We start from the raw sequence: 11251 nt of genomic DNA, 5'->3' as shown, positions 1-11251 counted from the left end.
AGGCTTCCACAAAAAAGGCCGCGATCCATTGGATCGCGGCCTTTTTTATTACCTTCGATTAACGCAAATCAAACCGCATCCAACTCCGGCTCATCCGCTTCAACGTTAACCACAGCCTTCACCTCATCATGCCGACGGATGTACTTCCAGTCCGCCTCATCAATGTAGATACCGTTCGGCCCGCTGCCACCTTCCAGGTCAATCGCTACACTGGCGCAGACCTGCGGCTTCACACTCGCCAGGATCGGCACGAAGCCCAGTTGCAGACTGGTTTCCAGCAACGCTGCCTGGTTCTTCTCATCGATATCCGCTGCCTCGTCGAGGTAGTACGGCAGACGCACGCGACCGGCCTGGTCGCGGTCCATCAAGTGCAGCAACAAGTACATGTTGGTCAGCGCCTTGATGGTCATCGTCGTGCCGTTGGAGGCTGCACCGTCGATGTCGGTGTGGATCACCGGTTGACCGTTGACCTTGGTGATCTCGAACGCCAGTTCGAACAAGTCCTTGAGGCCGAGTTGGTTGTGGTTCGCCGCCACCAGCCGCGCCAAATACTCCTTGGCCTCTTCGTTCTTGTTGTCCTGATCGGCGCTCTGGCTCAGGTCGAACACGGAGAGGGTTTCGCCTTCTTCGTACTGGCCGGCGCTATGGATGATCTGGTCGATGTGCTTGAGCGCTTCCTTGTTCGGCGCAAGCACGATGCGAAAGCTCTGCAGGTTGGAGACCTGACGCTTGTTGATCTCGCGGTTGAACAGCGCCAATTGATGCTCGAGGCTGTCGTAGTCGCTGCGGATGTTGCGCAGGGTCCGGGCGATGTCGGTCACAGCTGCACGCCGCGCCTTGCCAAGGGTCAGGGCTTCGTCGGTGCGGTGCGCATACGCGTTGATCAGCAGTTGCAGGCGACGCTCCATATCGTCTTCGCTGTCGAACTTGGCCACGCCCTTGAGGCGGACCTGAGCGTACAGCGCCTCGATCTGGCCATCGCTGCGCTGCAAGCCCTGCCAGCTATCCTGATAGTCGTTGAGCAGCGGCAAGAGGTTGTCCATGGAATCGTCGATCGGGTCCATGAACGGCGTGCCGAACGGCATGTCAGCCGGCAGCAACTGGCGGCGGCGCAGGGCGTCGTCGAGGGTGCGTTGCTTGGCTTCCATGTCGCCGATCTGCCGGCCAACCAGTTGCAGCTTGGCCGACAGTTGCTGGACGCGCTCGGTGAAGGCGTCGCTGGAACGCTTCAATTCTTCCTGAGCCGCCTCCATCTGCGCCAATTGCTCAAGCTTGTCGTCTTCCTCGGCGCTCAGGGTTTGCGCGCGACGGAAATCTTCCAGGGCTTTCTGCGCATCCAGTACTTGCTGGTACAGCGCTTCGGTCTGGGTCTTGCTCGCGGCGCGGTCGGCGACCACGGCCGCTTGGGTTTTCAGTTGCTTGAGTTCTTTTTCCAGACGCTCCTTCTGATCGCGCAATGCGGCGCGGTCAGCCAGGGCTTGCAGCGCCGGAGGCTCGATGTGCGAGATGTCGATGGACAGGCCCGGCACGTCGAAACGCTCACCTTTGAAGCCATCGAGGATCAGCTCCAAAGATTTGACCCACTTGCCGTCCTCGTCCAGCGTAATGCCGTGCTCACCCAGCGGCAGGCTGAACAGCGCACTGTTGAACAGACGCATCAGACGCTCGACGTCCTGTTGCGAGAACTCTTCGCGCAGACGGGCGTAGCTGTTGTTGTCGGCGTGATCGAGTTGCTGCTTCACCGACTTCAGACGTTTTTCCAGATCCCGCAAGCGCTCTTCCAGGTCTTCGGCAGAGAACTGCCGCGATTGGGCCAGCGCACCGGCCAGTTCATCGTGGGCATCCTTGGCCGCGAGCAGTTGTTGCTCCAGCACTTTGACGTCTGTGACCAAAGCGAAGCGATGCTTGAGCACCGACAACTCGCCGAGCCAGCGCTGGATGCCGGTAATTTCCCGCTCCAGACGCATCAGCTCCTGAGTGCCGCCGCGCTGATCGTTTTGCAGCGCGTCCTGCTCGTTGCGGTAGTGCTCGGCCTGAATCGTCAGCTCTTCCTTGCGCGCACTGGCGTAGTCCGACCAGGTGCCCAGCAACGAATCGAGCAGCGGCGAGATCCGGTGCAGTTTGCCGCGCAGGATATTGCGCTGGGTCACGCCTGCCGCAAGGGCTTCAACCAACGGGCCGGCGGTGACCAGCGAGTTGTAGTCCTGCTCCATGCGTCGTACATCGCGGAACGCTTCTTCGCACGCGGCAATGTAATCGACGCTGCCGGAACGCAGGCTGTGTTCGAAGGCGTCGAGGAACAGCTGCTTGAGCTTGGCCGCAGTGATTTCGCGCATGTGCAGCAGGTTGATGAACAGCGCGCGGAAGGTCTTCAGGCTCTGCTCGCTGGTGGAGCGCAGTGGAATCAGCGTCAGGTCCAGCGGGATCGAGGTGTGACCGCCGACGAGCAAACGGCGCAGTTCATCCGGTTTCAATTCGTAGGCTTTCAGGCCTTCGCGCTCAAGGTTGGTGAACAGCTCTTTCTGCCGCAGGCAAGTGTCGTTTTTCTGGTAATGCGCCAGGTCCAGTTTGCCGGCGTAGGCAAAGAACTGGTGACCGAAACCACCGCCCGGGCCGCGACCGACCACGCCGATCACGTGCGGCCCATGGGGCAGCGAGACTTCGACCAGGATGTAGCTGGTGTCCGAGGCGAAGTAGAAACGTCGGGATTGTTCCAGGCTGTACTTGCCGAAACTCATGTCCGACATGCGCGCCAGAATCGGGAACTGCAACGCGTTGATCGATGCGGATTTACCGAGGTTGTTCGCGCCGTAAACCGACAACGGTTCTTCCAGCGGAAACAGGCCGAGGCTGTAACCGGCGGTGTTCAAAAGGGCAAAGCGGCGAATGCCGTAGCGTTCCTTGCTCATGCGTCGGTCTCCTGTTCTTCGGCAATGGCGCGGGCCATGGCGTCTTCTTCGCTTTCTTCTTCGCTCTCTACCTCAAATTCTCTGAGATCCAGCGGGTCATCGGTTTGCAGCAGTTTTTCATCGCTGTCGTCATCGATCAGTACCGGAACCGGCAGCGGCAAGACGCTGTGCAGGCTGGCCGCCAGATCGCGGTCCTGCTGAACCGAAAGGCAGACATCAAGGAAACGGTGCATCGGCGGCAGGAAACGGTAGATGCCGTTTTCTTCGCCGGCAAAACCAAGCTGAGTCATGCGGCGCATGATTTTTTCTTCGAGTTCTTCGACGGTCTGTACTTCGGCCTGGATGAACAGGTCGCGGTACTTTTCCAGCAACGACGGCAATTCATCGCGGCCGAGGCTGCCACCGTCGAGCACGGCGACCGGGTCGCGACCCTGGTCGGCCAAATGTTCGACGAGGATGAAGGTGAACAGCGCCAGGCGTTGCGCAGTCTTGTTCACCGCCGCAGCGGCCAGGTCCGGCACAAAGTAGTAGAAACCACGGGTGTCACAGACCAACTCATAGCCCAGCGCCCTGAACAGCGTGCGGTACTGGTCCTGGAAGTTCGACAGTTGCGCGTACAGCTCCGGGTCGCGGCGGCTGACGTGGTAGCCCTTGAACAGCTCGCGAAAGATCGGCGCGAGTTGGGACAGTTCGGATAGATCAAGATGCATGTGAGTTGCTCGCAGAATCCTCGGCGGCGCTGTCGCGGGCCGAGAGCAGGGCGAAGGAGCGCAGGCTGACCTGGTGCTCATGAGTGTGGTAATCGCGGCGTTCCAGACGCTCGCGCTTGAAGCGTTTTTCCCGCGACAGGCGCGAGAACCAGTAAAGCAATTCGTCGGTCGCGCCGTCCGGTTCCTGCTCCAGCAACCAGGTCATCAGGTCCGGCATCGGCAGGGCGTCTTCGCAGCGTTCGAGCATTTCGCGAACCGTGCGTGGCGCGCGCGGTGCTTCGCCTTTCTGGGTTTTGTGGGCCTTGGGAAAACGCGCCGGTTTTGGTTCGAAACGGGCCAGCGCGTACACATAGGCTTCGACCTGACTGGCGCTGCCGAGGAAGGTGCTTTGCGGCCGGGTGAACATCGGCATCGCGGCTTGCGGCACCGCATCGATGCCTTTGCGACGGATGGCCGACAAGGCCAGCGCAGCGCCACGGGTCACGGCGTTGTGACGACGGGCTTCTTCACGCAGCGGCAGCAGCAGTTCGCGGGCATGACGCAGGGTCAGCTGGGCGCTGGTCTGCATTTCGAGGATGCGTGCGTGGGTGCGCAGCAGCATGTCGTCGTCGACCAGATGGCCAAGTCGCTGCTGCTCGGTGAGCATTTTCAGCAAGACGTTTTCGACCTTGCGCACGCCTTGCTCGAAGGCGCCGTCGGCGTTCACCAACTGAATCATCGGCTCAACGTATTCGTCCCAGGTTGCGAGCACTTCAGCGTAACGCTGTCGCAGCGGAATCTGCCGGTCGCTGGTCTTGGCGCGTTCGGCGACGGCCACCAGGGCCTGTTCGTCGTTGGCGAGTTTCTTCAGAACGTCGCGCACGCGCATGTCCAGCAGACGCAGTTGACGCGCAAGATCGTGGCCGTCGCGGATGTCGAAGGCGTCCTGGATGTAACCGGCCAGGCGTTCGAGATGGCGCAAATAGGCTTCGATTTCCAGGCACAGGCCCAGACGGTGCTCACGGCGCAGGTAAGCGAGGAAGTCGTGGATCTGCGCGTTGAGTTCGAAACGGTTCGGGCTTTTCGCCACGGGTACCAGAATGTCGAGGCGGATCCACACGTCCAGCAGGCTGGTGATGTCCTGCGGCGTACTGTCCAGTTGCTGGGCGCCCAGTTGGGTGCGCAGTTCGTTGAGGCTCAAGGTGCCTTGGTCGAAGTGCTCGCACAATGGCTCCAGAAGTGCCCAGTGTTCAGCGAGGGCGCGCAAGACGCGCTTGGGTTCGATCATCGGAATGGCCGGCTGGTTGGCGATTAAAAGCCGCGATTGTACTGCATCGGGACCGATGCGATTCACTCTCGGGACGGGCTGTAGCTGTTTCTAAGGGAAAGAGTATCGATCAAGCGTGGGCGATCTTGAGCGAAGGGCGGTAGAATCACCGCACTTTAGTTATCCACAAGTGGCCGACCTTTGCTAATCGAGTACCGTCGCCGCGCCTATTTGACTGCCATGCAGGTGGTCAACTGGCTGCCGCGCACCGAATTGCCCTTTGCTGCGCCCTCGCGCCCCGAACTGCTGGAAGCGCCCGAGCCGTTGGTCGTCGCCCCGATGTTGCCGGCGACAGTGGCTGAGGCGCCCGTGGAACCCGTGGCCAAACCGGCTGAACGAGTGAAAATCGAGGTGCCACGGCCATCGTTGGCCAGCACGCGCACGAACGCCAAGGTCGAAGAAGAGGCGGCTCCAGTCGCGGACAAGGCGCCGGTTGTACCACCACCGCGTTTCGCCCTGCAATTGCTGCGGGCCGGGCGCTGTCTGCTGTTGGTCGAGTTACCCACAGGCGAACCGTTCCAGACCCGCGACCCCGCCTATCTGTTGCTCAAGGACATGCTGCGTGCCGCCGGCCTGCCGGACAGCCCGCAAATCGTCGGTGAGCCAGTGCGCTGGCCGTTGCTGGTTCGGGGCACCATGGATCAAGGCCCGGAAGCGGCTCGCGACTTCGTGCAAGGTTTTCTCTCGGCCCGGCTGGAAGACGCTCCCTGCGTCTGCGTGTGGCTGATCGGCCTGCCGGCCGTGCGTTTCGCCGGCGAAGCGAACGCCGAATCCTTCAACCGCGAACTCCAGGTCGAAGGCCTGGGCTCGGTCTGGGCCCTGCCGGGCCTGGAATTATTAATGGAAGAGCCACAGCGTAAGGCTGATGTCTGGCAAGCCATGCGTCGGCTGATGGCGCGCTGGAAAGAATCGAATGAGTGACGCTGTATCGTTTCGCCCGATGACCGAGGCGGACCTCGACGCTGTACTGAAAATCGAATACGCGGCGTACAGCCATCCCTGGACCCGCGGGATTTTTCTTGATGGGCTGGGCAAGTACCAGATCTGGCTGATGTTCGAAGGTCAGCAGCAGGTTGGTCACGGTGTGGTGCAGATCATCCTTGATGAAGCGCATCTGCTGAACATCACCGTCAAACCGGAAAACCAGGGCCGTGGTCTCGGCTTGACGTTGCTGGAGCATTTAATGTCCCGGGCGTATGACGCCAAGGCGCGGGAGTGTTTTCTGGAAGTGCGCGACAGCAACCGTGGGGCGTTTCGGTTGTATGAGCGGTATGGGTTTAACGAGATCGGGCGACGTCGGGATTACTATCCGGCGGTAGGCGGGCGTGAAGATGCAGTGGTCATGGCCTGCACTTTGGTCGACTAAGAGATTTTAAAAGCATCGCGAGCAGGCTCGCTCCTACAGTGGATCTGTCTAGTACACAAATTTTGTGCCTGACATAGACCCTGTGGGAGCGAGCCTGCTCGCGATGGCGGCCTTACAGGCGCTAGAGATTCAACGATTACCATCCATCGGATCCCGCCGCGCCTGTTCCTCTTCATCCAGCCCATTGCCCCCGCCAATATCGTCTTCATCGACAATGCTCAGATCCCAATCCGCCTGATCGCCTTGACCCGCCTCGTGAGCATCCCGCGCGCCGTCTTCACGGATCAATGTTTCCGGGCTCATGTCATCGTCGGTAGACTCATGGTCATTGGTCGAGGCGCCAGTCATGCCGGCTTCACGCACGCGTTCGCGAGGCATCAGCCGTTCGCGCTCGTTTTCCGGCAGTTCGTCGCCGATTTTTGCGCTGGGCTCTTCCTCGTCGAAATCCAGTTCATTTATCGAACCCATGCGGTCTTCGTTGTCGTCGATGGGCTCGGGTTGCGCCGCATCGTACGGACGTCGTGAATCATTCATGGCAATTCCTCATACTGTGGGCCTTACTAGGGTGGACCCACTGGGCTCCCGAGAATTCCACCGGTCATACTTGCATCAAGCGCGTGACCCCGACGGGCGGTTGTCTGTCAAACCAGCGCATCATTCTTGAGGCTTTAACAGCATGAACGAATTACAAGATCTGATTGATAACAACGAACGCTGGGCTGAAGCGATCAAACAGGAAGATCCGGACTTCTTCTCCAAGCTGGCCCGCCAACAGACGCCGGATTACCTATGGATTGGCTGCTCCGACGCCCGGGTGCCGGCCAATGAGATCGTCGGCATGTTGCCCGGCGACCTGTTCGTCCACCGCAACGTGGCCAACGTGGTGCTGCACACCGACCTCAATTGCCTGTCGGTGATTCAGTACGCGGTCGACGTGCTCAAGGTCAAACACATCCTCGTCACTGGCCACTACGGCTGCGGCGGTGTGCGCGCCTCGATGCAGGATCGCCAGTTGGGCCTGATCGACGGCTGGCTGCGCTCGATTCGTGACCTCTATTACGAAAAGCGCGAAGAACTGGCCGAGTTGCCGACCGAAGAAGAACGGGTCGACCGTCTCTGCGAGCTCAACGTGATCCAGCAAGTGGCCAACGTCGGCCACACCAGCATTGTGCAAAACGCCTGGCATCGCGGGCAGAACCTGTCGATCCACGGTTGCATCTACGGCATCAAGGACGGTCGTTGGAAAAGCCTGAACACGACCATCAGCGGTTTTGAGCAGTTGCCGCCGCAGTACCGACTGCGTCCGGTCGAGACGCAGTAAAGCCGTTCAACAGAGGCTGCGCCGACGCCAGTGGTCAAAAAACAAATGGCCGTCGGCGTTCGGCGATTCGTCGTAGCCGCAGATCCAGCCTCGACAATCGGGACAACCGCAGCAGCAGGCGAATTGGTGCAGCAGTTTGTCTTCGGTTGTGGCGAGGTCCATGGTCAGGTGATCGCCTTTGTGAATGTCCTTCAGCGCCCACAACCACAGCTCGCTCATGTCGAAAAAGACGTTGGGATCGCAGGAGTGGTTCAGTAATCCGCTGAAGCGCGGGTCGTAGACATGAATGCCCGGCGCCAACTGCCGGGTATGCTGATTGCGGCAAGGCAACAGATGCCCCGAAACGCGACAGATTCGGCTGATGCGAGGAAACTCGCGCAGGGCGACGACGCGCACCGCCAGCCTATCGGCGTTGTGGATGATTTCGAAGTCGGCGAGAGAGGGAAATCCAAGACTGACTGGGAGTTCTTTGAATGGATAAACTCCATCGAGCGACGCAGTGGTCCTGTCCATAGTTTGAGGTTTCATAACGATCCTTGTCGGCAGCGCGTTGCGACTTCCAAAACTGACGATCCTGTCAGCCCTGCAACACAGGGTATGCCTCAAGATTCTCGCAATTGAAACGGCGGGTCTACTGTCAGAACTGACAGGGGGAAAGTGCGCGTTTGCGCGTAAGCCATCGCTCACACGCAAACGTGCAAGGGCGATTACAGTGCAGGCACAGGGATCGCAGTCACAGGCGCTGGGGCTTGCAGCTGTTTGAGCTGGGACTGGATCGGCGTTGTCGCACACTTGGCCACGGCTTGTTCAGGCGTCAGGTTGCGGATCGAGGTGTAGAACAGCTCGCAGGTTTTTTCTTTCTGGGTCACTTGCCACGTCTGCGTGCAGCTTTTCAGCTGAACGGTCGGATCGCTCCCCGGTTTGCTGCCCATGCCGGCCTGCCAGCAGGCGGCGCTCAAGTCCTGGCCCATGACTTTCAGGCCGGCCGCATCAGCTTTGGCCTGCGCATCGTCGCCGGTGTAGCTGTCCGGGTTTGCGGCGTACCAGATGTAGCTCGGGTGGTTGGAGCCCAGCACCGGCACGTTCACCCCGGCGCTCGGGCTGATGGTGGCCAGGCCCAGCACGTTCACGGTCGGCCCGTATTGCTGTTTGACCCAGTTTCGCACCGGTGCGCCGAACGCAACCATTGGCAACGCAGCACCGTGGGCGTTCTGGCTGACTTCCTTGACCATGGTGGTCTGGTAGTCCTTGAAATAGTCGTAGACGCCTTCCAGATCCTTGCCTGCACTGGCCGGTGCCGCAATCGGCGCGATATCGATGATGGTCTGGTAGCCCGGTGTCTGATCGGCGGGGATACCGTTGTCCGTCAGCAGCGTGGCCCAGCGATCCGTGGTGGCGGACCGCAGGTAATCCTGGGCCTGCGTCAGGGAGTAGTCCGGCGGGAAATGCAGCAGTTCGACGCTCTTGCGGTTTTCCAGGGCCATGCCCAATGGCAGGAATAGATTCCAGCTGTAAGCCCATTTGCCATCAATGTTGAGTTTTTTGGCGCCGGTGTAGGCCAGATCACCGGCGTTGAGCAGCGCTGCCAACGGTTTTTCATAGCCCTTTGGTACGCCGCTGATGTCGGCGTAAAGCTGATCGTTATCGGTTTTGACCCGTACTTTCGCGGTGCTGTAGCCGTCGCGCTGCACGCTTTGAGTCAGGTAGTGCTCGACAGTCTGCTCAAGCGTCCAGTTACGGAAACAGATCACGTTGCAGTTGTTGGGGTAGGCGAACAGCCGGGTGACGCGTTCGGTGCTGCCCAGTTTCAGATCGACATTGGCGTGGGCGGCGGCGCTCAGGGTGAGGGCCGCGAGGGTAAGTCCTGTCAGTTTGAACATGCTCAGATCCTTTTCAGCGTGAGTCCGCGGTGATCGCGGGCAATAGCTACTTAAGCAGATCGGCCGGCAATCGCTCAGCTGAACCTCAAATGAGTCAGGTGATACTCCGGGAAATACATCCGGCACACGAAGATGGCACCGACCATCATCAGCAAAAACCCTAACTGCAACGGACTGAAGTGCGCCCAATGCAAGGCGCTCAACCATGGACGCCGAGCGGCCAGTTCAGGATCAAGCCGACCGATACGGCGCTTGTGCAAGAGACCGATCAGCATAAAACCGACATAAGTCGCCATGCCCGGCCAACCCAACACAAGCCCGAACAGCAGCGTGAGGACGGCTTGCGGCACACCGTGTCGCATCACCAGCCAGCGCGTATCAGGATTCCAGTGGCGGGGGACCAGGCCCTCGGTCAGCCACAGGTCCTGGACAATGAAATGCGAGGTGTATGGCACCCACCAGCTCATGGCGGAACGGAAGAACCAGACCGGCACGCAGGCGAATATCAACGGGATGCTGATGCTGTAGCCCAGGGATTTGTGCTCGGTCGGGAAATAAAACAAAAACAGCGCCAAAGCGATACCCACCCAGACACGTACCCAGGTTTCATCGGCGATGGGGCGCGGCAGAAAACGTCGCCAGTGAAAAACATCGGCGTGGGGCAACCGTAAACGCAACTGTGGATAGCGCCACTTAAGGGTGTGCGCGAGGTCATGACAGGCCTGCCATTCGTTTTGGCCAAAGCCGTCGATCATTTTCTTTTGTTGCCCGGGCTGCATCGGGTTTATCAACAAATGGGCGGCCTGAACGTCAGCGGCCCACGTCCGGTTGTCTTGCGCCTTGGCTCGCAGGCTTTCGTAGAAGCTTTCCTGATTGCAGCGCTCGATCAATGCCTCCCAGGTCGACGCCGGTTCCGGATGAATGCCTTTTTTATCGTCCCAGCCAAACACCTGCCCGACGCGGTCGAACAGCGGCAGGCTCCATTCAGTGTCGTTGAACAGTTGCAGGAGTATTCGCTGCCATTCCTGGCGTCGATCGAACACCTGCAGCCAAGGTTGTGCGGTGTAACTGTTGAGCAGGGTAAGAAACTCGCGTTCTTTCTTGTCTTCGAGCAGGTCCTGCAACGCTTGCCGATAATCTTGCAGCAAACCGCTGGTGAGAGCGTCTCGCTGCCAATCGGTCATGTCGACGTTTTGCCAGGGCGCGAGCCAATCGAGGTGCTGGACCGCCCAGGCGGCAATCGGATTGCGCAGGCCCGGATGATCGAAGCACAGCGCCAGCAGCAGCTTCTCAAACGCCTGGGCACAGTGCTGTTGTTGCGCTTGCGTCCAGCGCTCGGTCAGATTTTGCTCCGAGAGCCCGTCGAGCAAGGCACGCGCCGCCAGCTCGTCCGGTGCGATGACCGGTTCGTGCAGGGGGAGGGGATTGGACGGGGCAAGGTTAAGTGAGCGAAGAGGCGGCGGACTTTGAAGGCTCAATGGACGCACGTCGAGCACATCCGACCACGCCTGGAGGTTGGCGTGATTCGGCTGTTCGACCACTTCGGCCGTTGCGACTTCAAGTTCTTCGGCGGCGTATTCGGCCCGCCATTGCGCAACGCTCAGCGCCTCCTCATAGGCTTCGCGCAAGCGTTGAAAGCCTTCCGGATCTTCATCGGGCCGGAAGGTTTTCAGCAGTCGCGCATAGCTTCGCTTGATGGTGCGCGCGTCGGCGTCTTCGGGCAGTTCCAGCACAGACCAGCAATCCATGTTGCTGCTCC

10 protein-coding genes are annotated in these 11251 nt (G+C 59.9%); 3 read left to right on the top strand and 7 right to left on the bottom strand.

Features of this window, described 5'->3' with window-relative positions; genetic code table 11:
- Nucleotides 1–68 precede the first annotated feature (68 nt).
- From mksF to mksB, 3 genes are read right to left on the bottom strand one after another with little or no spacing between them, the layout of a single operon-like run.
- Entirely contained in the window at nucleotides 69–2909 is a 2841-nt protein-coding gene (gene mksF, locus ACA070_RS26110; protein WP_438657682.1) for an Mks condensin complex protein MksF, read from the bottom strand.
- Entirely contained in the window at nucleotides 2906–3619 is a 714-nt protein-coding gene (gene mksE / locus ACA070_RS26105) for an Mks condensin complex protein MksE (protein WP_497448899.1), read from the bottom strand. The genes mksF and mksE overlap by 4 nt, the downstream gene beginning before the upstream one ends.
- On the bottom strand, nucleotides 3609–4886 hold the full coding sequence (gene mksB, locus ACA070_RS26100; RefSeq protein WP_497448898.1) for an Mks condensin complex protein MksB: 1278 nt from the start codon (nucleotides 4884–4886) through the stop codon (nucleotides 3609–3611). The genes mksE and mksB overlap by 11 nt, the downstream gene beginning before the upstream one ends.
- A gap of 219 nt (nucleotides 4887–5105) precedes the next feature.
- Between mksB and ACA070_RS26095 the strand changes: the two genes are divergently transcribed.
- Together ACA070_RS26095 and rimI are read left to right on the top strand one after the other, a co-directional pair.
- On the top strand, nucleotides 5106–5846 hold the full coding sequence (locus ACA070_RS26095; protein ID WP_497452025.1) for an energy transducer TonB: 741 nt from the start codon (nucleotides 5106–5108) through the stop codon (nucleotides 5844–5846).
- Nucleotides 5839–6291, top strand: coding sequence for a ribosomal protein S18-alanine N-acetyltransferase (gene rimI, locus ACA070_RS26090; protein ID WP_201120507.1), 453 nt, complete (start codon nucleotides 5839–5841; stop codon nucleotides 6289–6291). Before ACA070_RS26095 ends, rimI begins: the two co-directional genes overlap by 8 nt.
- A gap of 129 nt (nucleotides 6292–6420) precedes the next feature.
- Here the strand turns inward: rimI and ACA070_RS26085 are convergent, their stop codons facing one another.
- Nucleotides 6421–6825 (bottom strand): serine kinase/phosphatase, encoded by a 405-nt coding sequence (locus ACA070_RS26085; protein ID WP_497448897.1) that lies wholly within the window; start codon nucleotides 6823–6825, stop codon nucleotides 6421–6423.
- 142 nt (nucleotides 6826–6967) lie between these two features.
- Between ACA070_RS26085 and can the strand changes: the two genes are divergently transcribed.
- Complete coding sequence (gene can / locus ACA070_RS26080) at nucleotides 6968–7612, top strand: carbonate dehydratase (protein WP_497448896.1); 645 nt, start codon at nucleotides 6968–6970, stop codon at nucleotides 7610–7612.
- 6 nt (nucleotides 7613–7618) lie between these two features.
- Here the strand turns inward: can and ACA070_RS26075 are convergent, their stop codons facing one another.
- The 3 genes from ACA070_RS26075 to ACA070_RS26065 form a co-directional block, all read right to left on the bottom strand.
- Entirely contained in the window at nucleotides 7619–8140 is a 522-nt protein-coding gene (locus tag ACA070_RS26075; RefSeq protein WP_497448895.1) for an SET domain-containing protein-lysine N-methyltransferase, read from the bottom strand.
- A 179-nt stretch (nucleotides 8141–8319) separates the two neighbouring features.
- Nucleotides 8320–9492, bottom strand: coding sequence for a hypothetical protein (locus ACA070_RS26070; protein WP_497448894.1), 1173 nt, complete (start codon nucleotides 9490–9492; stop codon nucleotides 8320–8322).
- A gap of 74 nt (nucleotides 9493–9566) precedes the next feature.
- Nucleotides 9567–11240 (bottom strand): J domain-containing protein, encoded by a 1674-nt coding sequence (locus ACA070_RS26065; protein WP_497448893.1) that lies wholly within the window; start codon nucleotides 11238–11240, stop codon nucleotides 9567–9569.
- Nucleotides 11241–11251: the final 11 nt, after the last annotated feature.

The organism is Pseudomonas sp. LBUM1678, assembly GCF_059695575.1.
The sequence above is the reverse complement of the archived record's forward strand: the minus strand, read 5'-3'. Positions and strand labels throughout refer to the sequence as shown.